This window comes from Hoeflea phototrophica DFL-43 (assembly GCF_000154705.2).
In the GTDB taxonomy this organism is placed as follows: domain Bacteria; phylum Pseudomonadota; class Alphaproteobacteria; order Rhizobiales; family Rhizobiaceae; genus Hoeflea; species Hoeflea phototrophica.
This window is the reverse complement of record NZ_CM002917.1, coordinates 2449835-2472927: the sequence shown is the minus strand read 5'-3', so window position 1 is coordinate 2472927 and position 23093 is coordinate 2449835. Positions and strand designations below refer to the sequence as shown.

Genomic DNA, 23093 nt, shown 5'->3' with positions numbered 1-23093 from the left:
ATCAAAACTTTCCAGAAAAAACACTGTTTTTTCACAGCATTGGCAGATTCCCCGCGAAGCGCATAAAAAAGGCCGCAAACCCGTAAGGTTTGCGGCCTTCTCTAAATCTGGCTCCCCGGGCCGGATTCGAACCAGCGACCGATCGATTAACAGTCGATTGCTCTACCACTGAGCTACCGGGGACCGCCGCTTTGAGCAGCGTGTGCGGCCTATAACAAATGCCTCTCCGATTTGCCAAGCTGTTTTTGCAGAAAATGTGCCGATCTTGCGAAACCTGCCCAAGCTGCCCATCTCTTGGGTCCGGCAATCGGCCGGTTTTGGAAGCGGATCTAGAGTGTGACAAACAGGAATCGTGGTTTTCGGTACAACGCGGCCCGTGGTGAAATTCAACTCGGCGCGCGGACTTTTCAATTGCCGCGCCGCGCACCTGCGCGCATCATTCTGGGAGTGGCGCTGGTTTGTGGAGGTATTCTCGGGTTCCTGCCGGTGCTTGGGTTCTGGATGATTCCGCTGGGTTTGCTGGTGCTTTCGCAAGATCTTCCACTGGTCCGGCGCTGGCGGCGGTCTCTGGTGGTGTGGTTTGAGCGCCGCGGAGGCAAGCGTGCGGACAGAAAGCAACGTGGAGACACCGGCTGATCGCTCCACAGCAGGCAAGTTGGCGTGATGACACCGGCCTCGACAGGAAAACAACCGGTTTAACCCGCACGGCCAGGCAATCCCCGTTTTTTTCCGGGGCTATTTTCAGCGATGGAGAAAAGACAATCTGGAGGCCTCGCCCGGAATCGAACCGGGGTGCAAGGATTTGCAGTCCTCTGCGTAACCACTCCGCCACGAGGCCTCGATCCGGCCTTTGACCGGACGGCTGGCAAATAGACGGATAATTCCAAGCGCGCAAGGGGTATGGTTGGCAAGTTGACGAGATTGCTGTGGGCACGAACCGTGAAAATGGTGAATTGAGTGGTGTCGTGCCTTGTTCAGCTTGAAACTCGGGGTGCGGCGCTTTATTGAAGCGCAATACAAAGTATCGGAGAGGCCGGATGGGCACTGACTATCAAGACGCTCGCCAGAAGATGGTGGACAACCAGATTCGCACGACTGACGTGACCTCGCATTCGGTTCTGAAGGCGTTTCTCACAGTGGCACGCGAGGATTTCGTTCCGAATTCGCTCAAGCCACTGGCCTATATCGACACGGATCTGCAGATCTCATCGGGAGATGAGGACGGTGTCGCGCGCTTTCTCATGGAGCCGTCGCCACTGGCGAAGTTGCTGCAGCTGGCCGAGATCAAGCCCGATCATGTCGTTCTCGAAATCGGGTGTGCCGAGGGGTATGCTACCGCGCTGCTTTCATTGATTGCCGGATCCGTTGTGGCCCTTGAAAGTGATGGCGCACTTGCCGAGGCTGCCAGCGAACGGCTCAGTGAAGCCGGTTTTGACAATGTCGCGGTGGTGACCGGTGATCTTGAAAAGGGCTACGCAAACGAAGCTCCCTATGATCAGATATTCTTCAATGGCGCAGTCGAGGAGGTTCCCGAAATCATCTTCGATCAGCTGCGTGAGGGCGGGCGGCTCGTGGCTGCGGTCGGTTCAGGCAATGCGGCTCAGGCCTATCTGTTCGTGAAGGATGGCGGGTTGGTGTCAGGCCGACCGGTCTTCAATCTGTCCGTCAAGCCATTGCCCGGTTTCCGCAAGGCGAAAGAGTTTGTGTTTTGAAAGCAGGCATATCGCGGGGCCGCCGTTGTCCTGCGAAATTTAGCCATGTTGCGGGAAAGCAACGTAGGGCGGTTTAGTGACCTGCGCAGGCGGTTGTGAGATTGCCTAGGGCAGACCGAGCGCTCATATGTAGACTAACATCAAGATCGTGTTTGCGCGGTTTTTCCTGGTCCTGAATGCCTGCATGCTGGAGTATGTGCTCGTGTCGTTAGTTAGAAAATCACTGGCCTGTGCCGCCCTGCTTTCAATTGTGGCGTTCGCTCCGCAGACCGCTTCTGCTGAAACAATTTATCAGGCCATGGCACGGGCCTATGAAAACAACCCCGATCTCAACGCCGCGCGCGCCGGCCTGCGAGCCACTGATGAAGGGGTTGCGATCGCCAAGTCGGGCTACAGGCCGACAATCTCCGCGGAAGCCGTGACCACATCGACCAATACCGAAGGCTTTACGACCAATTCCGCCAGCATCGGCGCAACGATCAGCCAGACCCTGTTTGACGGATTTCAGACCCGCAACAATGTGCGGGCCGCGGAAGCACAGGTGTTTGCCGGCCGCGAAAACCTGCGCGGCACCGAAATCGACACGCTGCTTGCTGCGGTTCAGGCTTATGCCAATCTCAATCGTGACAAACAGATTGTTGTCTACCGGCAACAGAACATCGCATTCCTGCAAGAGCAGTTGTCCGCAGCAAGAGCGCGTTTTGATGTGGGTGAAAGCACCCGCACCGATGTGAGCCAGGCGGAGGCGGAACTGGCCGGCGCGCGTGCAAGCCTGGCTGCGGCCGTGGCACAAGCTAAATCCAGCGCTGCAGTCTATGTGCAGATCGTCGGTTCGGCTCCTAAGAATCTCAAACCGGTGGCTTTGCCGCGCAAATTGCTGCCCGCTTCACTGGACAGTGCTGTGGTCGAGGGAACGACCGAGCACCCCACAGTGCTTGCTGCACTCTACGGTGTTGATGCGGCGGGTTTTTCCGTCAAATCGCAGGAAGGCTCCTTTCTTCCTGGTGTCCGTTTGTCGGGTACGGTTTCCGAAGGCGATGGGGGGGTGAGCACGGCCCAGGTTCAGGCGCGGGTGACCATTCCGATTTATCAAGGTGGCGCAGCCTCCGCCCGGGTGCGCCAGGCAAAGGAACAACTTGGACAGCAACGCATCCTGGTTGACAGTGCACGCCGCGCGGTAGAGCAGTCGGTTGTTTCGTCCTGGACGCAGATGGAAGCCGCGGAGGCGACCATTCAGGCCAATCGGGCGCAGTTGTCAGCGGCAAACCTGGCCCTCAACGGGGTTGTTGAAGAACGGCGCGTTGGACAGCGGACGACACTGGATGTGCTCAACGCTCAGCAATCGGTGCTCAATGCCAAGGAAGCGATTTCCAATTCCGAGCGCAATGCGATTGTGGCCAGTTTTTCGGTGCTGGCGTCCACCGGCAAGCTGACCGTTGAGCGGCTCGCCCTCGGCGTGACCAATTATCGCCCTGAGGTCCATTATGAATCGACCAAGGACCGCTGGTACGGGCTTCGCACTGTGGACGGACGATAGGCTCCCACGCCAGCCGGTGGTTGGGCGTTGACATTCGCCTGCCGGGAAATCCTGTGCATACCTGAAAGCGACTTGAGGGCTTTGATTCTCAATTGCACTCCGATGGCTTACAGTTGTTAGGTGATTCGCGGTCACTGATGTGCCCGTGACCAGAGTAACGGAGCGTAATCATGGGACAGGCCAGCGCGCAGCGCGAACCATCGATGGAAGAAATTCTGGCGTCCATTCGCCGGATTATTGAGAACAACGAGCCGGCCGATGCCGCTCCGGCGGATCAGGATCACGGCTATGAAGAGCCGTCTGCCCGCGCGGTGCCGCAAGATGATTCGCACAAGGATGTTTCCGAAGGGCAGGCGGCGACAGACGATTACTCCGACAATGAAGACGAGCCCGCGACCTACGAGGCCGAATCATCCGGCCCAGAGCACACCACCCGAGAGCACGCCTCCCAAGAGCACGCTTCTGATGATCACGAGCCGGGCGGAGCAGCGATTTCACTCGCCGATGTTGCTGCGCGGGTTCGCTCTGCTCCGGATGCCGTCCCGGCAAATCAGGCGGCTGAAAAAATCTTGACCCACAGCGCTGCACAGGATCGCGGGGCGACAATCCCAACACCGGTCAATGATGATTTGGCGGCCAAGATCGACGATGCTGTTGCGGAAGAATTGCGCCAGGCCCTGGTGTCTGATGCCCCTGTTGAGACAGCTCCCCGGGAGACTTTGGCGACCAGGTATCAGAGCCCGTCCGAAGTTTTTGCAGCGGCTTCTGAAAATGAAAAGGCTCACGCCGATGATCTGGACGACGGAGTCGCAACGGATCAGGGGGGACAACTCGTCTCGTTGCACACCGGCGAAAAAGTGGCGGCGGCTTTCGGTGAGCTCAGCGCTGCCATTGCAGCCGGCCAGACCCGCTCGTTCGACGAGATTGCCGAGGGCATGCTCAAGCCGATGCTCACGCAATGGCTTGATGACAATTTGCCGACGCTCGTGGAGCGGCTGGTGCGCGAGGAGATCGAACGTGTCTCTCGCGGCAGTCGCAGCTAGGGTACGGCGCGTCAGCTTCACACGAACGGGTTGATTGCCTCTGATCTCCGCGGTGATTTAGCGATCTGTGTGCAACCGCAGCTGCATTGCTGGCGCAGTTGTGGATTGAATCCCTGTTGAGCTGCTGGTGAAATCCGGGTGCTAAAGCCGGTGGCGACGGGATGTCGCCGCGGGGCTTGTTGTTGACTTCGCATGGCCGTTCCGGTTTATCCGAGGCACCGGGGCGAGCCCCAATATCCCGATCCTGCAAACGGTTTTCCATCCATGCTTGAAAAAACCTATGATTCGACGGCTGTTGAGCCAAAAATTGCGGCGCGTTGGGCCGAGGCGGATGCTTTTGCCGCTGGCGCAGGTGCGAAAGCCGATGCGGATTCCTATGCGATCGTCATTCCGCCACCCAATGTGACCGGTTCGCTTCATATGGGGCACGCGCTCAACAATACACTCCAGGACATCATGGTGCGCTACCAGCGCATGCGCGGCCGGGATGTGCTTTGGCAGCCCGGTATGGACCACGCTGGAATTGCAACACAGATGGTTGTCGAACGGCAGTTGGCTGAGAAGCAAATCCACCGCCGTGATATTGGCCGTGAAGCATTTGTCGAAAAAATCTGGGAGTGGAAGGATCAGTCAGGCGGGATGATCTTCAACCAGCTCAGGCGGCTCGGCGCATCGTGCGACTGGTCGCGCGAACGCTTCACCATGGATGAGGGACTGTCCAAGGCGGTGCTTGAGGTCTTTGTGACGCTCTACAAGCAGGGGCTAATCTACAAGGACAAGAGGCTGGTCAATTGGGACCCGAAGCTTCTCACGGCGATTTCGGATCTCGAAGTCGAACAGGTCGAGGTCAAGGGAAATCTGTGGCATTTCCGCTATCCGCTGGCTGACGGGGTGACCTACGAGCATCCTTATGCGCTGGATGAAGACGGCAACAGATGCGCTTGGAAACCCTCGGCTGGAGAACCTGCCGGTCATGAGACGCGCGGTTATCTCATCGTCGCGACAACGCGGCCCGAAACCATGCTTGGTGACACCGGCATTGCGGTCAATCCCGAGGATCCCCGCTATCAGTCTCTGATCGGCAAACATGTGGTTCTACCGCTTGTCGGGCGGAGGATTCCGATCGTTGCAGACGACTATCCCGACATCGAAGCGGGCACGGGCGCTGTCAAAATGACGCCCGCGCACGACTTCAACGATTTCGAGGTTGGCAAACGCCATGATCTTGCGGCGATCAACATCCTGACCACGGATGCCAGAATCACGCTCAAGGACAATGATGACTTCCTGGAAGGCCTGAGCGTTGAAGGCAAGCTGATCGAGGTTATCGAAGAGCTCGATGGCATGGACCGGATTGCCGCACGCAAGGAAATCGTCGCCAAGATGGAAGAGGTGGGCTGCCTCGACCATATCGAGCCGCACACACACATGGTGCCGCATGGTGACCGCGGTGGCGTGCCAATTGAGCCGTTCCTGACCGACCAGTGGTATGTCAACGCTGCCGAGCTAGCCAAGCCGGCGATTGCCAGCGTGCGCGAGGGCCGGACCAACTTCGTGCCGAAGAACTGGGAAAAAACCTATTTCGAGTGGATGGAAAACATCCAGCCCTGGTGCATTTCACGGCAATTGTGGTGGGGCCATCAGATCCCGGCCTGGTACGGTCCGGACGGACAGGTGTTTGTGGAGAAGGACGAGGAAACCGCGCTTGAAGCTGCGATCCAGCATTACATCGCCCATGAGGGGCCGTGGAAGGCCTGGGTCGAAGACAAGCTCGAGAATTTCAAACCCGGTGAAATCCTGATCCGCGACGAAGACGTGCTCGACACCTGGTTCTCCTCTGCGCTGTGGCCCTTCTCGACACTTGGGTGGCCTGACAAGACGCCGGAACTCAAGCGCTATTATCAGACCGATGTTCTGGTCACCGGCTTTGACATCATCTTCTTCTGGGTTGCCCGGATGATGATGATGGGGCTGCACTTCATGGACGAGGAACCGTTCCACACCGTTTATGTGCACGCCTTGGTGCGCGACAAGAACGGTGCCAAGATGTCCAAATCCAAGGGCAACGTCATCGATCCCCTGGAACTGATCGATGAGTATGGCGCCGACGCACTTCGGTTCACGCTGGCGATCATGGCTGCACAGGGCAGGGATGTGAAACTCGATCCTTCCCGGATCGCGGGTTATCGCAACTTCGGCACCAAGCTTTGGAACGCCACCCGCTTTGCAGACATGAATGGAGCTGTGCTCGATCCGGCTTTCGATCCTGCCTCCGCGAAACTGACGATCAACCGCTGGATCCTGACCGAACTCACCCGCACCGCGGCCGAGGTTCGCGAGGCGATCGAGGGCTACAAGTTCAACGAAGCCTCGGCAGCGCTCTACCGTTTTGTCTGGAACCAGCTGTGTGACTGGTATCTCGAATTGCTCAAGCCGGTGTTCAACGGCGAGGATGAGGCGGCAAAGGTCGAGGCGCGTGCCTGTGCGGCGTATGTTCTGGCAGAATCTGTCAAGCTGTTGCATCCCTTCATGCCGTTCATGACCGAGGAATTGTGGGCGCATCTGGCCGGAGAGAACGCCGGGCTTGCCTGCCATGCAGAATGGCCCGAGCTGTCATTTGCCGATGCGGCGGCGGCGGAAGAGATCAACTGGCTTGTCGATCTTGTGTCGGGTCTTCGCTCGGTGCGGGCTGAAATGAATGTTCCACCATCTGCCAAGGCCCCGCTGGTGGTGGTCGGCAACAATGCCCAGACAGCCGAACGCCTGGTCCGCCATGACCTGGCGATCAAGCAGCTTGCCCGGGTGACGGAAATTCGGCTTGAAGTGGAAGCACCGCGCGGTTCGGCGCAGATTGTTGTCGGTGAGGCCACGGCCTGCCTGCCGCTCGGTGATCTCATAGATCTTGGTGCTGAGAAAGCGCGGCTGGAAAAGACCGCCGACAAGCTCGCGGGCGAGATCGACAAGATTGAACGCAAGCTTGGTAACGAGAAATTTGTTGCCAATGCCAAGCCGGAAATCGTCGAGGCCGAGCGCGAAAAACTCGTCGATCTGCAAGGGCAGCGAGACAAGCTGCTGCAGGCGATAGAACGGCTGGTACAGGCCTCTTGAGGCTGAGGCCATGTTGTGCGGTGCTCATGCCGGGGGCAACTCGCGCACGGGTTTCATCATGCTCGACTTTGGCCGTGCTCTGATTGCACTTCAGTGCGTGTTTGTCTGATTTCAGCGCCAGATCAAGAACAGCTTCGTTTCGCACAGATTTCAGGCTTGCGCGCTGCAGCCTTGCTCTCCGTGCCCTCCTTTTGGTCACTCTGGTGAATATCTTGGCAATTGTGACGGAAATGCAACAAAATTGTGTTTGAGGCGGATTTTACGGCTGAAATTGGGCTCTTCGGCTAAGTCTGTTTCCAAAAATTAGCTATCGTTGCTACTGGATGGCTGATTCTTCAAAATTTGTTGGGGTTGAGTGCTTCCTGTGTGGGGCGGGTCTGTATCCTGAACAGTTTACAATCGCGCAAATTTGCTTACCTAATCGCCTTATTCGTAAGCTTTTACGTCCTGGAGGGGATTCATGATTCGCGGTTCTTTGAAATTTACGGTTGCTGCCATGGCGGCGAGTGTCGCAGTGGTGTCAGCAGCGCAAGCGGGCGGTTTTGACCGTGGCGGTGTTAACATCGACATGCTCTTCGATGAATCCCGGTTTGCAACCGATGCCGCGGTTACGATTGTTCTGCCACAACGTGAAATCAACAACGTTGTCAGAGGCGCAAACGTTGCCAATGCGGCGCTTCCGACAGCCAGCACAGCTTCGTTGGATGTTGATTCCGACTATGCTGTTCCCCGGCTCGGTGCGAAACTTCAGATAGTCGACAATCTGGACTGCCTGGCAACCTACACCCAGCCGGTCGGTGCCGACGCCGGTTACGGGTTGAACAACGCCTATTCGCCCACTGCGGTCGATTTCAGCCTCGACACCGATGATTACGGCCTGACCTGTTCCTACAAATTTGCAGGGGGAGAAACTTCGCTTGGCCAGGGCCAGTTCAGAATTATTGGTGGTGTATCCTATCAGGAACTGGATGGGTTTCTCTCCCGCCAGACCTTCCTCGATTTCGCAAATGTGGGCGTTACGACCGCGGGTGGTGTGACAAACACCAGTGGTCTTGGCCAGTTCAACATTGGTGGAGAATCCTGGGGCTGGCGGATCGGTGCAGCATACGAGATTCCGGAAATCGCCTTCCGTGCCTCTTTGGTTTACTCATCCAAGTACGATTATGACCTGACCGGCACCCAGAACAACACGGGTTTCGGTGCGGTTATTCCGGGAACTCAGATTGTTCCGATCTCGGCAACCACAGAAATTCCTCAGTCCCTGGAATTCAAAATCCAGTCTGGCGTTGCTGAAAACACTTTGGCGTTTTTCGGTGTCAAATGGCAGGAGTGGGGCAAGCTTGGAATTATTCCGATCGTCGGCGGACGTAGCCCGGCAACCGGTGCGTCATCAAACCTTTCATTTGATCCACTTTACCAGGATGGCTGGACTGTCACGGGTGGCATGGCCAGACGCATCAATGACAAGGTGTCCGTGCTCGGTGCTTTGACCTGGGATCGCGGAACCTCCACCACGTCCGGAACGCAGACCGACACCTGGACGTTTTCAAGTGGGGTGGCGTTCAATCCGTCTGAAAGGGTGGAGCTTCGCCTCGGAGGTGCATTGGGTGTCCTGACGTCTGGCACATCGACCCCAGCTGCAGGAGGCGATCAGGCGAACAACATCACCTATTCATTCGGAAATGATCTGGTGGCTGCGGGCTCGTTCTCCGCAAAGGTCAAATTCTGATCCGAAACAAGTTCCGAAACTCTTCAAACCCCGCCGTTTGGCGGGGTTTTTCGTTTCTTGAGGAAACTTGCCCAAATGACTGCTCCGGCATTTTTCGGAAAACACCGCATATCCAAAGCCATAAATGCGGGTGATCACGCATTGTGACGAATCCGCAACACATTTTCGGCAAAGCATCTGCTATGAAAAGGCCTGGGGCCACAATGCCTATTTCCCGCCACAAACGGGGCGCAGGGCAGGTCTCGTTTCCACCCCCGCGGCTCGGTCTATGGCCAGGTCGCGTCAGAGGTCTTCATGAGCGTCAAAGCATTCGACAAGTCCAAGCTTCCAAGCCGCTACACAACGGTCGGCCCGGCGCGGGCGCCGCACAGATCGTTCCTGTATGCTATGGGGCTTTCGAGCGAGGAGATTGCTCAGCCGCTCGTTGGCGTGGCGTCGTGCTGGAATGAGGCCGCACCCTGCAACATTTCGCTGATGCGCCAGGCGCAGGTGGTGAAGAAAGGCGTGGCTTCGGCCCACGGCACACCGCGCGAATTCTGCACCATCACAGTGACTGATGGCATTGCGATGGGTCACCAGGGCATGAAAGCTTCCCTGGCGAGCCGCGATCTGATTGCAGATTCGGTGGAATTGACCATGCGCGGTCACTGCTACGATGCGATCGTGGGTCTTGCCGGGTGCGACAAGTCATTGCCGGGCATGATGATGTCGATGGTGCGTCTGAACGTGCCCTCGATCTTCATCTATGGCGGTTCTATTTTGCCAGGCAGCTTCCGCGGCCGCCAGATTACCATTCAGGACGTGTTCGAGGCCGTGGGGCAGCATTCGGTTGGCGATATGTCGGATGAAGACCTGCTCGAAATCGAGCAGGTTGCCTGTCCGTCGGCGGGTTCCTGCGGCGCGCAGTTCACAGCCAACACGATGGCGACTGTTGCCGAGGCGATCGGACTGGCGCTGCCCTATTCATGTGGCGCGCCGGCGCCTTACGAGATCCGCGACCGGTTCGCTTACGCGGCCGGTGAAAAAGTGATGGAATTGCTGGCCAAGCAGATCCGTCCGCGCGACATCGTGACCCGCAAGGCGCTCGAAAACGCCGCGGCCGTCGTCGCGGCTTCGGGCGGTTCGACCAACGCGGCGCTGCATCTGCCAGCGATTGCGCATGAATGCGGGATCGAGTTCGATCTGTTTGACGTGGCTGAGATCTTCAAGAAGACGCCCTACATTGCCGACCTCAAGCCCGGCGGCAAATATGTGGCCAAGGACATGTTCGAGGCTGGTGGCATTCCGCTGTTGATGAAGACCATGCTTGAACATGGCTATCTGCACGGCGATTGCATGACCGTGACGGGCCGGACCATCGCCGAGAACATGGAGAAGGTCTCCTGGAACCCGGAGCAGGATGTGGTGCGCCCGGCGGATAAGCCGATCACCGCGACCGGCGGTGTGGTGGGCCTCAAGGGCAATCTTGCGACCGACGGGGCGATCGTGAAAGTTGCCGGGATGGAACGGCTGAAATTCACCGGACCCGCACGGTGTTTTGATTCCGAGGAAGAGTGCTTCAATGCGGTCACAAATCGCGACTATAACGAAGGCGACGTTCTTGTGATCCGCTACGAGGGGCCCAAGGGCGGCCCCGGTATGCGTGAGATGCTGTCGACCACTGCGGCCATTTATGGACAGGGTATGGGCGACAAGGTGGCATTGATCACGGATGGCCGGTTCTCCGGTGCAACGCGCGGCTTCTGCATTGGCCATGTCGGCCCGGAAGCGGCGGAAGGCGGGCCGATCGGGCTCCTGGAAGATGGCGACATCATCGAGATCGATGCTGTTGATGGTGTTTTGAGCGTGCAGCTTTCCGATGCGGAACTGGCTGCGCGCAGGGAAAAGTGGACGGCGCGCGAAACCGATTATGCATCGGGCGTGCTGTGGAAATATGCCCAGACGGTGGGGGCCGCGCGTTACGGCGCCGTTACCCATCCGGGCGGAGCAAAAGAAAAGCAGTGCTATGCGGATATCTGATCGCACCCGAACCAGTCTGTTTTGTGCAGTTCTCGCTGCCGCGATAGGCGTTGGCGGACCGGCCCAGGCGCTTGATCCCAACAGTGGGGTATCGCGCGAATCCGGTCCGTTTGATTTGTTCAAGTTTGGATTCTCGGCCTACAAGAAGGGCCGTAAGGACGAAGCCGTCGAGGCCTACAAATACGCTGCAGAGAAGGGCCATCCGGGTGCGCGCTGGGCACTTGCCAACATGTATGCCTATGGCGACGGCGTGATTGAGAACGACTATGAGGCCTTCAAGATATATGACGACATTGCCCGCCAGGGTGTGGAGCCGGGATCACAGGACACTGGCTATTTCGTCAACGCCCTGTTGTCGCTTGCAAATTATTATCAGGCGGGAATTCCGGGCAGCCCGGTGAAGCCCAATCTTGGCGCAGCACGGCAGCTCTATTTTCAGGCGGCTTCCGCGTTTGGCGTTCCCGAGGCGCAGTACCGCCTCGGCCGGATGATCCTTGAAGGCAAGGGTGGCGCAAATGACATCCAGCAGGCCAAGAAATGGCTCAACCGGGCCCGTGTCAGCGGCCATCCGGCTGCAGCCGCGGTGCTTGGCAATGTGGTGTTTGAGGAAGGTCAGGTCGTGCGTGGCCTGGCATTCATGACCACTGCATTGGAGCGGTCCACGCCAAACGACCGGGTTTGGATCCAGGCGTTGCAGGAGCGCGCTTTCTCGCTGGCTGGCGAAGCCGATCGGCGGACCGCAGTGGCGCTGGCGCAGGATATGCTCGCCAAGGGTCTGAACTGACCGGTTCTCGAATCAGACATGCCGGTTCCGGATGCTGACCATCGGGATCGAAACCATCCCAGCAATGACCGGGTTCAAGACTTTTGGCATTTGATTGTCAGGAGTTCGGGTTCTGACCATGCCCTGACCAGGGGCTCATCGAGGCTGTGGGACAGCCATCGGCGATCTTCTTCCAACTGGTGTTGTTGAGATTGCGTTCGCAGCGGGCAAGGTAGCGTGTTGATGAGCCGATCTGGAGGCAGACCACTCCACCTTCCTTGACCTTCTGTCCATTGCCAACGCACTCGCACTCTTCGCCGGCTGCGGCGGGTGAAGCTGCAAGGATCAGCGCGGTGAAAAGACCAATGCCGATCGCTGTGAATCGTGATTTCATTCTCATCATTTGAATATAATGCGCCCACTTTTGGCCGTTGGCAAGCTTATGCCACGAACGGTGAGAGGAACGCGTGGAGAGCGGCCAAGCCGCTGAAACACTTGTAGCGGCGGCTCAAAAGCCGAGCGAGATTGCGACCGGCACGTGGTCGGAGGGTTTTTCCCAGCCGCGGACGTGTTTTTCGACATTGGCCCATTCCAGATTGTCTGCGGCCTCTGGCGAAAGCATGAGGTGGTCGATGCGAATGCCGTTGTTTTTGGGCCAGGCACCGGCCTGGTAATCCCAGAATGTGTAGGTTTCGGCCTGGTCATTGGCCGAGCGCAGAGCATCGGTGAATCCGAGGTTCTCCAGCCGCCGGAAGGCTGTGCGCGATTCGGGACGAAACAGAGCGTCGCCCTCCCAGGCCTTGGGATTGTGGCAATCGACGGGTTCGGGGATTACATTGTAGTCTCCGGCCAGCACCAATGGTTCTTCCAGCGCCAGCCGATCCTCGGCAAACGCCTGAAGCCGTTCCATCCAGCGCAGCTTGTAGGGAAATTTTTCGGTGTCGACCGGATTGCCGTTGGGCAGGTAGAGCGACACCACCCGCAGGACACCGCTGTCCTTTGAGAAGACCGCTTCGATGAAACGGGCCTGCTCGTCGGTGTCATCACCAGGCAATCCGCGATTGACCTCTTCCGGGCTTTGCTTGGACAGGATTGCGACTCCGTTGAAACCCTTCTGGCCATGGGTTTCAACGTGGTAGCCCAGCGCCTCGAGTTCCAGCCGGGGAAATCCCTCATCCACGGACTTGATCTCCTGCAGGCAGGCGATGTCGGGATCACTCTCCCTGAGCCAGGCCTGGAGATTTTCGATCCGCGCCTTGACGCCATTGATGTTCCAGGTGGCGATTTTCAAGGCTGAGATCCTTTGAGGTTGTCGGTTGGCGAACGGCGAGTTCAGACCGAGAAACTGGTGCCGCAGCCGCAGGACGCGACGGCGTTCGGGTTCTTGATCTGGAAGGCCTGGCCCATCAGGTTGTCGACAAAATCGATTTCCGAGCCCGCCATATAGACCAAAGACACCTGGTCGATGAGCACCCGCGCATCGTCACGTTCGAGAACGATGTCATCCTCGCCGGGTTCATTGTCGAGATCGAACTTGTAGGAAAAGCCCGAGCACCCGCCGCCTTCGACGGAGACGCGCAAGGCGGATTTGCCTTGTTCGGCGGAGACGATCTCCTTGATGCGCCGCGCGGCCGATTCCGACAGCGTCACAGTAGCTGTTTCAGTCATTGAACCTCCTGGCCGGGTTCAAGGTCCGGCAGAGATGTGTTTCAAATCAGTCTTACTATAGGTATGAAGGCGCTGGCCCGGCGTCAATGCTTCGATGCAACTGCTTGCAAGGCGTTGTGTGGGGAGCGGGGTGATTTGAATGGCCCGGGCGGTGCGGGCAGGGCGGAAATGCAGAAGGTGGGAAAAGCGCCTGCCAACGGGATTGCCATGAGTTACGACGTCAAGCAGCTTGGTTTTGGAACCGGAGCGCGTGCGCCCTGGGCCGCCGATCCCTGGTCCAGCCGCGGACGGCTGATCGCAGAGCCTGTGAGCCCGACCCGGTCGGAGTTTCAGCGCGACCGGGACCGGATTGTCCACACCACGGCGTTCCGCCGGCTCAAGCACAAGACCCAGGTGTTCATCGCCCATGAGGGGGATCATTACCGTACCCGGCTGACCCATACGATCGAGGTGGCGCAGATTGCCCGGTCACTGGCCCGGGCGCTCCGGCTTGACGAGGATCTGGCCGAAGGCGTGGCGCTGGTTCATGATTTCGGTCACACGCCATTCGGCCATACCGGCGAGGACGCGCTGTCGGAACTGCTCGCGGATGCGGGCGGGTTTGATCACAATGCCCAATCGCTCAGGATCGTCACCGAGCTCGAGCAGCGCTATGCCGAATTTGATGGTCTCAACCTGACCTGGGAAATGCTTGAGGGGCTGGTCAAGCACAACGGGCCGCTTACCGGGGATGGCAGCGATGGCAAGGCCGTGCCGGAGTCGATTCTACGTTACAATGAGCGTCACGATTTGTGGCTTGGCAGCCATTCGAGTCTTGAAGCCCAGGTTGCAGCCATTGCCGATGACATCGCCTACAACACTCACGACATCGATGATGGATTGCGCTCCGGGCTTATCACAATGGACATGCTCGAAGACCTCCCGCTGATCGCGGGCTTGCTGTCTGAAGTACGTGGCCGCTATCCGGGTTTGGAAGAGCCGCGGCTGCTCCACGAAATCATGCGCCGCCAGATTACCGCGATGGTTGAGGATGTCATTGCCGTCGCCCAGGCCAGTCTCGCAGACATAAAGCCCGAATCCGCAGATGATGTCCGGCTTGCCGGACAAACGATGGCGCATTTTTCCGATGAATTCGTTGCAGCCGATCGCGACATCAAAGCGTTCCTGTACAGGCATCTCTACCGCCACCCCGATGTGATGCGGGTGCGGGCCAATGCGACCCGGATTGTGAATGACCTGTTTTCTGCCTTCATGTCCGATCCGGCAGCAATGGGTCACAAGCACGCGGGGACCGGGTTTTCCGATATGGCTGAGGCCAAGCTTGCGCATCGCGTGCGAGATTACATCGCCGGGATGACCGACACCTATGCGATCGCAGAGCACCGGCGTTTGTTTGACCGTACACCTGAATTGCGATAGGCAGCGGCAAGCTCGCCTCCAGAGCCAGAGATGGCGCCATAGCGCCACGTTCCCTGCCATATCCGGATTTCGACCATGAACGTGTTCAAAGACTTTGAAGAGAGAATCAAGACGGCTGTTCAGGCGCTTGATGCCGTGAGGGAAAAGGGCGAAGCGGTTGACTTCGCACGGCTTGCGGTGGAGCCGCCACGCGATCCGGCGCATGACGATATCTCGACCAATGCGGCCATGGTTTTGGCCAAGCCGCTGGGAGTGAACCCGCGCGCTCTTGCCGAGCAAATTGCAGCGCAGTTCTCTGGTGATGCGGATGTTGCTGAGACCTCTGTCGCAGGCCCCGGATTTCTCAATTTCCGGCTGACACCAACATTTTGGCAGCGTTTGGTGGCCGATGTCATTGGCAAGGGCGTTGATTTTGGCCGCTCAAATCTTGGTGACGGCCTCAAGGTCAATGTTGAATATGTTTCCGCCAACCCGACCGGTCCGATGCATGTTGGCCATTGCCGCGGTGCAGTTGTTGGTGATGCCCTGGCCAATTTGCTGGCATTTACCGGTTTTGATGTGACCAAGGAATACTACGTCAACGACGCCGGTTCGCAGATTGATGTCCTGGCCCGTTCGGTCTTTCTGCGGTATCGCGAAGCCCTTGGAGAGGACATCGGGGAGATTCCGCCCGGGCTTTATCCGGGCGATTACCTCGTCCCGGTGGGCCAGGCGCTCGCCGCTGATTTCGGGCCGCGCTTGCACAATATGCCCGAAGAAGAATGGCTTGGCATCCTCAAGGACCGCGCAATTGATGCGATGATGGTGATGATCCGCGATGATCTTGCCACCCTCAATGTGCACCACGATGTGTTCTTCTCGGAGCGTTCCCTGCATGCTGGCAGCGCGGCCAAAATCCGCACCGCCATCAACGACCTGACCTTCAAGGGGCACGTCTACAAGGGAACGCTGCCGCCACCGAAGGGGCAATTGCCTGAAGACTGGGAAGATCGCGAGCAGACGCTGTTCCGCTCCACCGAGGTGGGGGACGATATCGACCGTCCGTTGATGAAATCGGACGGTTCCTACACCTACTTTGCCGCCGACGTTGCTTACTTCAAGGACAAGTTCGACCGTGGCTTCTCGGAAATGATCTATGTCCTAGGCGCCGACCATGGTGGTTATGTCAAGCGCCTCGAAGCTGTGAACAGGGCCGTTTCGGAAGGCAAAACAAAACTCACGGTGCTGCTGTGTCAGCTGGTCAAGCTCTACCGGAATGGCGAGCCGGTGAAGATGTCGAAGCGTTCTGGCGACTTCGTGACCTTGCGCGACGTGGTCGAAGAGGTCGGCTGCGATTCCGTGCGCTTCATGATGCTCTACCGCAAGAGCTCGGAATCGCTGGACTTCGATTTCGCCAAGGTGACGGAGCAATCCAAGGACAATCCGGTTTTCTATGTCCAGTACGCACATGCACGCTGCGCCTCGGTGATGCGGCAGGCGCTTGAAGTGTTTCCGGACCTGGATATCTCACCCGAGGCGCTTGGCGCAGCGGACCTGTCAGAACTGAGCCATGAGAGCGAAGTGGCTCTGATCGCAAAGCTCGGCGAATACCCGCGGATGCTTGAGGCCGCGGCATCTGGCCAGGAGCCACACCGGGTTGCATTTTACCTCTATGATCTTGCCAGTATGCTGCATGCGCACTGGAATAAGGGGCGTGATGAACCAGGTTTGCGGTTTGTTAACGATAAAAACCGACACTCCACAGTTGCCAGGTTGGGTTTGGTGTACGCAGTCGCGTCGGTGTTGAAGTCCGGTCTTTCGATTACTGGGACTGATGCTCCGGAAGAGATGCGCTAAACGTCACCTTTTCCCCACATTGCTCTGGCAGTAAAATGCTCTAGAGTATGTGAGTGAAGAATGGCTGATCAATTGGAACGCAACACACGGGCTCCCAATCCCGATGTCGAAACCGACGACCCGCTGGCGGAGCTGGCGCGGATCATTGGCTATGAGCGGCCGGAGGACAAGGATGTTGCCCCAGAGGCTTCGCGCGAAGCCGAGGCGAGCGACTTCGATCTCGAATCCGAGTTGATGCGCGAACTCGATGTGCTTCCGCTGGATGGTTTTGACGAGCTTGATGAAAGCAGGGATTTGCCGCCCAGCGTGGCTGTGGAACCCGAAGCTGCCGAGCTTGATGTTGCACCGGAAAATCAGCCATTTGATGAGGGTTTCGAGCTGGATTCGTCGTGGCTAGACAACAAGCCCGAAGATTCATCCGAAGTTACACTCGAAGATCCCTTTGAAGGTCCGGACACTGACGCCGCTGCGCCGCTGGCAGCAGGCTTGGCTGAGGACGACGGGAGCAATGCCGAAGCCGGTCTTGTTGGCTGGGATGCGGTCGATGCCGATATCAGCGGAGACGCAGAAACCGGCGGACCGGACCTGGAGGCGTTTTTTGAGCCCGAACAGGATCAGACGGCCATAACCGGCATGGAGGCTGCGCAGCCTGCCGATGCGACTCCGGTTGCAGAAGATTCCCGTCAGGACGTCGCACAGCCCGCCGCGCCGTCTTCGCCGGATTTGTCGGACGATGATGTGCTGGCCGACATATTCAAATACGAACTGCCCGACCATGGTGACGGTTCGGAGAGTGCGCCCAAGGCTGCTGCGGAGTCTGCAGGCCAGGTAAGCCAGGCAGAGCCAGCGGCGATGGTGCCCCAGGCACTGGGGTCGGCTTCAGAGCCGGAATTGAATGATGGTGCAGAGTGGCCTGGCGCGGAAGCGGAAGCGGGTCCTGTCGAGACTGCAGATGCCTCTGAGTTCTCCGATGTTGCCATCCCTGATGGAACTGAGCGCGATGTCCGTCCGGCTGAAATCGATTTTGAGGATTACCTTTCCGCGGAACTCGACGTGTTCGAGCATCAGGTCAGTATGGATCCTGCCAATTATGCGCCGTTTGGTGGCAACGATGAACCTGTTGAGCAGACGGGTTCCGCAACAGCTCCTGTCGGACCGGAAGGGACCGGATATGAAGCAGATGCCGTGATCGAGGCTGGCGTGGCCGGTGATGCCGACACGCAGCTTGACGACCCTTTTGCACTTGAAGACGATTTCCTGTTTGACGAAGCCGCAGAGGATTTGCTTGCCGATTTCGCCCAGGATGATGCCATAGCCCGTGCCGCCGTTGAGAACGAGTTTGTGGAGGACAATTTCGAAGCTGGCGTCAGCGAAGAGATGAGCGATGAGCTTGAAGATCTTTTCGGAGCACCTGAGCCTGGAGCGATTTCGTCCGGCGATGATGCTGGGCGAGGCGGTGAGCTTGAATTTGATCTTGAACAGGTGCTGGCTGAGGCGGTGGTCGACCCTGAACTCGCCGCAGCCAATCCGGTGTCTGACGGTGCGCAAGCTGCCATGGCGATGGTCGAAGAGCCTGCGGTCGCCGAGACCTTGGATGATTACGGCTACGAAACCGACAAAGACGAGATGGCTGAGGCCTTCAAGGATTTGATGATGGAGGAAACCCCTGGCAACCAGGTTGTCAACAATGCTTCTCAGCCCGTCGAAAGCATGGACCAGGTTGATGGCGATTGGCTTTCGGGCATCGAAACTGAGCCAGATTCAGAAAGCGCCGCTGATGAAGGCTTCTTCTTTGATTCAGGGATGATCACGGAACCCGAAGAGACGGTCGAGGCCGTCAATTACATCGACGTTCCCGATCTTCCAGATGATGAGCCGCAGTCGGTCGATCCGGATTTCGAAAGCGAAATTGAACGTGATTTTGCGGACATCCTTGAGCCGGAAATTGCGCCTGTGGCCTCACGGTCGAACCAGGCCGCGGTGGGCGGTGTTGGCGCTGAGTCAATGGTTGAACCCGGTTGGGGGCAAAACGTTGATGCGGCAGCCCGCGCCGAGCAATCGAATGATTATGCCGCGCTCGAACGTGAGCTCGGTGACGGCGATCTCCATGTTTCCCCGCCCTATCAAACCGCTGGGGACGGCGTGGATGCCCCCAGGTCTTCGGGCAGCGGTTTTGACGGCGGTCCGCAAGAGAGCGAGGCTGCGCAACAAAGTGGTTCGCGTGGCCCTGTGGTGGCGTTGGCTGTTCTTGGTCTGGCTGTCTTGGCAGGCGTTGGCGCATTCGGCTGGTCAATCATGTCGGGCGGCGAAAGCGCTGTTGATGATGGTCCGCGGATCATCCGGGCGGATAAGGAGCCGGTGAAGGTTCTGCCGGAAAATCCGGGCGGAGTGACCGTGCCCAACCAGGACAAGGCGGTTTATGATCGCGTGGCCGGCGGTGACGGAACACAATCGGGCCAGCCTTCGCTGGTCAATACAGCCGAAGAGCCGATCGATGTGGTTCAGCGCACGCTCGATCCGGACGTGCTGCCTCTTGAAGGTCGCAACGAGGAGCCGACCGTCAAATCGGAAGAGCGTCTGACTGCTGATGGTGCTTCTGATGCTGCTGCCGGCGTGGCTGCCGGTGCTCCAGTGGTGTCGCCACGGCGGGTCCGGACCATGGTCGTAAGGCCCGATGGGTCAATCGTTGCGCGCGAGGAGGGTACGCCGGAAACTGTTGAGCCGGCCGCAGAGACTGCCGGGCAGGCAGCTGAGCCGGCCGCTGGAGCGGCCGAGACGGCGCAGGAGACGGCGGCTGCTGCTGATCCGGTTCCGACTGCCCCGGCGACCGCGGCACCTGCTGGGGAAAGCACGGAAGTGGCTCTCGCCGAGCCAACGGCCCAACCGTCGAGCGAAGGAACAGTCGCCCCTGTCCGCGTCGTGACCACGCAGCCGATCCGGGCTCCTGTGCCTCAGGGCCGTCCGGCTGAACAACCGGTCAATGTGGTCGGAACGGTTACACAAGGCGGCAATGTGGCGGCGCCGTCCGCAACGGCGCCTGCTGCACCAACGCAGCCAGTCGAGGCCGCAACGCAGCCAGTGGAAGTTGCCAGTGCGCCGGCAGCACCTGCCGCCAATCCCGGCGGCTATTATGTGCAGATTGCCTCACAGCCGACTGCGGAAGGCGCACAGGCATCCTGGCAGACCCTGTCGAGCCGCTACAGCAGCGTGCTCGGCGGGCGCAGTGTCGACATCCAGCGGGCCGATATTCCGGGTAAGGGCATTTTCCACCGGGTTCGCATCCCGGCTGGTGAGCGCAGTGAAGCCAATGCGCTGTGCAATCGCTACAAGGCTGCCGGTGGAAGCTGCTTCGTGTCCCGCTAACGGATGAAGCGCAGGCAACGCAATTTGACAAAGGCCGTGCAGCGATGTGCGGCCTTTTCACGTGTGCTGGAGACCGGGCGGCCTCGCTTCCGCAGTGGGGGTTTAGTTTTGTTCGCGACCGGATCCGGGCCGAGGTCAACCTGATGGACCAAAGGGGTTTGAAGAACGATTCCCTTTGATGATGATTGCCCGTAACATCAGCAGATGAGCGAATCAAACGCAGTCATTTTCGGTTGTTCCGGGCCCGTTCTTTCGGCGGAAGAAGCCGCTTTTTTCAAGGATACGCGGCCTTGGGGTTTTATCCTGTTTGGGCGAAACATAGAAAGCTTCGACCAGGTTCGGGCGCTGATCGACAGTCTGCGCCACAGCGTGGGCCGCGCGGACGCGCCGGTGTTGATCGATCAGGAAGGCGGCCGGGTACAGCGTTTCAAGCCGCCCATGGTTCCACAGTATCCCTCAGGCGCGGATCTTGGAGCGCTCTACAGCAAAAACCCTGATGCAGGACTGCGTGCTGCCTGGCTTTTGTCGCGGCTGCATGCCTTCGATCTCCTGCCTCTGGGGATTACCGTCAATTGCCTTCCGGTGCTCGATGTGCCGTCCCCGGGCGGTCACGAGGTCATCGGCAGCCGGGCCTATGGAATGACCCCGGAGATCGTGGCGGCGATGGGGAAGGCGGCTTGTGACGGCTTGAAGGCCGGCGGTATGCTTCCGGTGATCAAGCACATTCCAGGCCATGGCCGTGCGGGGGCGGACACGCATTTCGAGCTGCCGCGCGTCGAAGCCTCGCGTGCGGAGTTGGCAGAGCGTGATTTTGCACCGTTCAAGGCGTTGGCGGGCGAAGCGATGGCGATGACGGCTCATGTGGTCTTTGCCGACATCGATGCGGCATCTCCCGCCACGACCTCGAAAACGGTGATTGATGATGTGATACGCTCGGAGATCGGTTTTGACGGACTTTTGATGTCCGATGACGTCTCGATGAACGCGCTTTCTGGGGATTGCGGGCAGAGGGCAGGTGCAATTTTTGCCGCAGGATGCGATGTCACTCTACACTGCAATGGCGGGCGGGCGGAAATGGAGGCCGTGGCCGCTGTCACGCCGGAACTTTCGGGCGAGGCGTTGCGCCGGGCAAATGCGGTCAGCGCTGCTTTTATGACGCCCGATGACAGTGACGAGGTGGCATTGCGCATGGAATTTGAGGGGCTGATGGCGGCCTCCTGAGGGCTGAAAGGCGATCGAGGTGAACACAAGCAACCGGCAAGCCGGCAGCGACGCGAACAAGGCGAAGTCAAGCACCGCGCCGATGGACGCGATGTGGGACAATGCAGCCTCGACCCGCGCGACGGGCGATCCTTCTCTGGTCATTGATGTGGATGGCTTTGAGGGCCCGCTTGACCTTTTGCTGCATCTGGCGCGGACCCAGAAGGTCGATCTGGCCAAGATCTCGGTGCTGGCGTTGGCCGAGCAATATCTTTTGTTTGTTGAGAAGGCGCGGGCGCTTCGTCTTGAGCTTGCGGCCGACTATCTGGTGATGGCGGCCTGGCTTGCCTATCTCAAGTCCCGCCTGCTGATCCCGCAAAGCCCCAAGGGGGATGAGCCAAGCGGTGAGGAAATGGCAGCGCAACTGGCCTTCCGGCTCAAGCGCCTGGAAGCCATGCGCGAGGCTGCGACGCGCCTCGTCAACCGCAACCGTCTGGGCCGCGACGTGTTTGCGCGCGGTGCGCCGGAAGCGACCATCACCGACAAGACCTCGAGTTTTGAGGCGACACTCTATGATCTGCTGACGGCCTATGCGGCACAGAAGCAGCGGCAGATGGTGACCCAGGTGACCATCGGCAAACGCCGGGTCTGGTCGCTTGGTGACGCCCGCGTCATCCTCGTCCGCCTGATTGGCGAATTGAAGGACTGGACGGCCCTAGACCAATATCTGGTGCGCTACCTCTCCGATCCGGAAGAGCGCGTCACTGCGATTGCCAGTTCCTTTGCCGCAAGCCTGGAAATGGTCCGTGAGGGACGGCTCGAAATCCGCCAGGACGGCGCCTTTCAACCTATCTATATGCGCCGGCCGGTTGAGGCCGTAGCAAGCGCAGGGAGCAAGCCATGACGATGGATCCCGGTCATATGAGTGCGGTTGCCTATGATCATGACGCCGAGCAGGCGGAGGACGTTTCGGTGGCGCATCAGAATGGATCTGAGGCAACGGATGGCCTTGATGCGTTGAAAGAGCGTGCGCTGAACGAAGCCGAGCGGATTGCCGAGGCGCTGGTGTTTGCCTCCAGCACGCCGGTGGCGGAAAAGCTGATCGCCGGCAAATTGCCGGACAATGTGCCTGTCGATACGGTGATGGCGCGGCTTGGCGAACGCTACGCGCATCGCGGCGTCAATCTGGTCCGGGTGGGCGATGGCTGGGCGTTTCGCACGGCAGCGGATCTCGGCTTCCTGATCCGTCAGGAGGAAACCGAGGTCAAGAAGCTTTCGCGCGCCGGGCTCGAGGTGTTGTCGACCATCGCCTATCACCAGCCGGTCACGCGGGCCGAAATCGAGGATGTGCGCGGGGTCGCGACATCAAAGGGCACGCTGGATGTGCTGATGGAGACCGGTTGGGTGCGCATGCGTGGCCGCAGGCGGTCGCCGGGACGACCTGTGACCTATGGCACGACGCCCGCATTTCTCGACCATTTCGGGCTGGAAGACCTGCGCGATTTGCCTGGTATGGATGAGCTCAAGGGGGCAGGGTTGCTTTCCGGGCAGGTCCCGTCGAACTTTCAGATTCCGATGCCGCTCAATGATGATGAGTTGCGGGAGGATGAAGATCCGATCACGCAAATGGATCTTGAGGAACTTGGACTCTTGACACCGATGGGTGAAGCGGAGGACTAAGCAACCCAACCCGGTT

At 58.8% G+C, this 23093-nt stretch carries 17 protein-coding genes and 2 tRNA genes; 14 read left to right on the top strand and 5 right to left on the bottom strand.

What is annotated here, in order from left to right; all coding sequences use genetic code 11:
* Window positions 1–108: 108 nt before the first annotated feature.
* Window positions 109–183: transfer RNA gene (locus tag HPDFL43_RS11780), tRNA-Asn, on the bottom strand.
* A 153-nt stretch (window positions 184–336) separates the two neighbouring features.
* Here HPDFL43_RS11780 and HPDFL43_RS11775 point away from each other — a divergent pair.
* Entirely contained in the window at window positions 337–636 is a 300-nt protein-coding gene (locus HPDFL43_RS11775; protein WP_052093191.1) for a hypothetical protein, read from the top strand.
* Between the two features lie 128 nt (window positions 637–764).
* On the opposite strand, the gene HPDFL43_RS11770 is transcribed toward HPDFL43_RS11775, so the two are convergent.
* A tRNA-Cys gene (locus HPDFL43_RS11770) sits at window positions 765–838 on the bottom strand.
* A 199-nt stretch (window positions 839–1037) separates the two neighbouring features.
* On the opposite strand from HPDFL43_RS11770, the gene HPDFL43_RS11765 reads away from it, so the two are divergent.
* The 7 genes from HPDFL43_RS11765 to HPDFL43_RS11735 all read left to right on the top strand — a co-directional run bounded on the left by HPDFL43_RS11765 (window position 1038) and on the right by HPDFL43_RS11735 (window position 11932).
* Window positions 1038–1712 (top strand): protein-L-isoaspartate O-methyltransferase family protein, encoded by a 675-nt coding sequence (locus tag HPDFL43_RS11765; protein ID WP_007197567.1) that lies wholly within the window; start codon window positions 1038–1040, stop codon window positions 1710–1712.
* 184 nt (window positions 1713–1896) lie between these two features.
* Complete coding sequence (locus HPDFL43_RS11760) at window positions 1897–3249, top strand: TolC family outer membrane protein (protein ID WP_040450127.1); 1353 nt, start codon at window positions 1897–1899, stop codon at window positions 3247–3249.
* Between the two features lie 170 nt (window positions 3250–3419).
* Window positions 3420–4292: a PopZ family protein gene (locus HPDFL43_RS11755; RefSeq protein WP_007197565.1), complete on the top strand. Its 873-nt coding sequence runs from the start codon at window positions 3420–3422 to the stop codon at window positions 4290–4292.
* Between the two features lie 264 nt (window positions 4293–4556).
* Window positions 4557–7400: a valine--tRNA ligase gene (locus HPDFL43_RS11750; RefSeq protein ID WP_007197564.1), complete on the top strand. Its 2844-nt coding sequence runs from the start codon at window positions 4557–4559 to the stop codon at window positions 7398–7400.
* 460 nt (window positions 7401–7860) lie between these two features.
* Window positions 7861–9129, top strand: coding sequence for an outer membrane protein transport protein (locus HPDFL43_RS11745; RefSeq protein ID WP_007197563.1), 1269 nt, complete (start codon window positions 7861–7863; stop codon window positions 9127–9129).
* A gap of 294 nt (window positions 9130–9423) precedes the next feature.
* Window positions 9424–11148, top strand: a complete 1725-nt coding sequence (ilvD, locus tag HPDFL43_RS11740; protein WP_007197562.1) for a dihydroxy-acid dehydratase — start codon at window positions 9424–9426, stop codon at window positions 11146–11148.
* Window positions 11135–11932, top strand: a complete 798-nt coding sequence (locus HPDFL43_RS11735; RefSeq protein WP_007197561.1) for a tetratricopeptide repeat protein — start codon at window positions 11135–11137, stop codon at window positions 11930–11932. The genes ilvD and HPDFL43_RS11735 overlap by 14 nt, the downstream gene beginning before the upstream one ends.
* Window positions 11933–12029: 97 nt before the next feature.
* Here HPDFL43_RS11735 and HPDFL43_RS11730 read toward each other — a convergent pair whose 3' ends face one another.
* The 3 genes from HPDFL43_RS11730 to erpA form a co-directional block, all read right to left on the bottom strand.
* A complete protein-coding gene (locus tag HPDFL43_RS11730; protein ID WP_052093190.1) occupies window positions 12030–12305 on the bottom strand; it encodes a hypothetical protein in 276 nt (91 codons plus the stop codon).
* Window positions 12306–12419: 114 nt separating this feature from the next.
* A complete protein-coding gene (xth, locus tag HPDFL43_RS11725; RefSeq protein ID WP_007197558.1) occupies window positions 12420–13202 on the bottom strand; it encodes an exodeoxyribonuclease III in 783 nt (260 codons plus the stop codon).
* A gap of 41 nt (window positions 13203–13243) precedes the next feature.
* Entirely contained in the window at window positions 13244–13579 is a 336-nt protein-coding gene (gene erpA / locus HPDFL43_RS11720; RefSeq protein WP_007197557.1) for an iron-sulfur cluster insertion protein ErpA, read from the bottom strand.
* Window positions 13580–13786: 207 nt separating this feature from the next.
* Here erpA and HPDFL43_RS11715 point away from each other — a divergent pair, with 207 nt between their 5' ends.
* The 6 genes from HPDFL43_RS11715 to scpB all read left to right on the top strand — a co-directional run bounded on the left by HPDFL43_RS11715 (window position 13787) and on the right by scpB (window position 23077).
* Window positions 13787–14998 carry a deoxyguanosinetriphosphate triphosphohydrolase gene (locus HPDFL43_RS11715; protein ID WP_040450125.1) on the top strand — a complete coding sequence of 404 codons (1212 nt, stop codon included), beginning with the start codon at window positions 13787–13789 and terminating at the stop codon, window positions 14996–14998.
* Between the two features lie 75 nt (window positions 14999–15073).
* Window positions 15074–16834 (top strand): arginine--tRNA ligase, encoded by a 1761-nt coding sequence (gene argS / locus HPDFL43_RS11710; RefSeq protein ID WP_007197555.1) that lies wholly within the window; start codon window positions 15074–15076, stop codon window positions 16832–16834.
* A 60-nt stretch (window positions 16835–16894) separates the two neighbouring features.
* On the top strand, window positions 16895–20197 hold the full coding sequence (locus HPDFL43_RS11705) for an SPOR domain-containing protein (protein WP_007197554.1): 3303 nt from the start codon (window positions 16895–16897) through the stop codon (window positions 20195–20197).
* Window positions 20198–20401: 204 nt separating this feature from the next.
* The gene (gene nagZ, locus HPDFL43_RS11700) at window positions 20402–21418 is read left to right on the top strand and encodes a beta-N-acetylhexosaminidase (protein ID WP_007197553.1); all 1017 of its coding nucleotides are present in this window, start codon (window positions 20402–20404) and stop codon (window positions 21416–21418) included.
* A gap of 82 nt (window positions 21419–21500) precedes the next feature.
* A complete protein-coding gene (locus HPDFL43_RS11695) occupies window positions 21501–22301 on the top strand; it encodes a segregation and condensation protein A (RefSeq protein WP_052093302.1) in 801 nt (266 codons plus the stop codon).
* Window positions 22298–23077 (top strand): SMC-Scp complex subunit ScpB, encoded by a 780-nt coding sequence (gene scpB, locus HPDFL43_RS11690; RefSeq protein WP_007197551.1) that lies wholly within the window; start codon window positions 22298–22300, stop codon window positions 23075–23077. The genes HPDFL43_RS11695 and scpB overlap by 4 nt, the downstream gene beginning before the upstream one ends.
* Window positions 23078–23093 lie beyond the last annotated feature (16 nt).

What these genes read in the sequence shown, in the direction of transcription:
- HPDFL43_RS11705 (WP_007197554.1), top strand. Translation starts at nt 16,895, where the DNA reads ATGGCTGATCAATTGGAACGCAACACACGGGCTCCCAATCCCGATGTC.
- ilvD (WP_007197562.1), top strand. Translation starts at nt 9,424, where the DNA reads ATGAGCGTCAAAGCATTCGACAAGTCCAAGCTTCCAAGCCGCTACACA.
- nagZ (WP_007197553.1), top strand. Translation starts at nt 20,402, where the DNA reads ATGAGCGAATCAAACGCAGTCATTTTCGGTTGTTCCGGGCCCGTTCTT.
- HPDFL43_RS11765 (WP_007197567.1), top strand. Translation starts at nt 1,038, where the DNA reads ATGGGCACTGACTATCAAGACGCTCGCCAGAAGATGGTGGACAACCAG.
- argS (WP_007197555.1), top strand. Translation starts at nt 15,074, where the DNA reads ATGAACGTGTTCAAAGACTTTGAAGAGAGAATCAAGACGGCTGTTCAG.
- HPDFL43_RS11760 (WP_040450127.1), top strand. Translation starts at nt 1,897, where the DNA reads ATGCTGGAGTATGTGCTCGTGTCGTTAGTTAGAAAATCACTGGCCTGT.
- scpB (WP_007197551.1), top strand. Translation starts at nt 22,298, where the DNA reads ATGACGATGGATCCCGGTCATATGAGTGCGGTTGCCTATGATCATGAC.
- HPDFL43_RS11730 (WP_052093190.1), bottom strand. Translation starts at nt 12,305, where the DNA reads ATGAAATCACGATTCACAGCGATCGGCATTGGTCTTTTCACCGCGCTG.
- HPDFL43_RS11735 (WP_007197561.1), top strand. Translation starts at nt 11,135, where the DNA reads ATGCGGATATCTGATCGCACCCGAACCAGTCTGTTTTGTGCAGTTCTC.
- HPDFL43_RS11750 (WP_007197564.1), top strand. Translation starts at nt 4,557, where the DNA reads ATGCTTGAAAAAACCTATGATTCGACGGCTGTTGAGCCAAAAATTGCG.
- HPDFL43_RS11695 (WP_052093302.1), top strand. Translation starts at nt 21,501, where the DNA reads ATGGACGCGATGTGGGACAATGCAGCCTCGACCCGCGCGACGGGCGAT.
- HPDFL43_RS11715 (WP_040450125.1), top strand. Translation starts at nt 13,787, where the DNA reads ATGAGTTACGACGTCAAGCAGCTTGGTTTTGGAACCGGAGCGCGTGCG.
- HPDFL43_RS11755 (WP_007197565.1), top strand. Translation starts at nt 3,420, where the DNA reads ATGGGACAGGCCAGCGCGCAGCGCGAACCATCGATGGAAGAAATTCTG.
- erpA (WP_007197557.1), bottom strand. Translation starts at nt 13,579, where the DNA reads ATGACTGAAACAGCTACTGTGACGCTGTCGGAATCGGCCGCGCGGCGC.
- HPDFL43_RS11745 (WP_007197563.1), top strand. Translation starts at nt 7,861, where the DNA reads ATGATTCGCGGTTCTTTGAAATTTACGGTTGCTGCCATGGCGGCGAGT.